General features: G+C 41.5%; 1 protein-coding gene. It reads left to right on the top strand.

What is annotated here, in order from left to right; translation table 11 throughout:
* Positions 1-330, top strand: a 330-nt coding sequence (locus tag PUR71_RS40820; protein ID WP_329924251.1) for a hypothetical protein, incomplete at both ends; no start/stop codon positions are given.

The raw sequence follows: 330 nt of genomic DNA, 5'->3' as shown, positions 1-330 counted from the left end.
TTGGTGTTTGGTGTTGTTGGTTTTTGTTGTTTGTTTTTTTTTTTTTTTGGGGTTGGGGGGGGGGGTGGTTTTTGTTGTTTGTTTGTTTTGTTGTTTGGTTTTGTTGTTTTTTTTTTTGGGGTGGGTTGGGTGTGGGGGGGGGGTGTTTTTTTTTTTTTTGGGGGGGGGGGGGGGGTTGTTTTTTTTTTTTTTTTTTTTGTTTTTTTGTTGGTGGGGGGGGGTTGTGGGGGTGGGGGTGTTTTTTTTTTTTTTTTTTTGGGGGGGGGGGGGGGGTTGGTTTTTGTTTTGGTTGTTGTTTTTTTTTTTTTTTTTGTGGGTTGGTGTTTGCCC

Origin of the sequence: Streptomyces sp. SP17BM10 (genome assembly GCF_036322405.1) — a bacterium.
Lineage (GTDB): Bacteria > Actinomycetota > Actinomycetes > Streptomycetales > Streptomycetaceae > Kitasatospora.
Note: the sequence above shows the minus strand (reverse complement) of the source record. Positions and strands in the feature narration are given on the sequence as shown.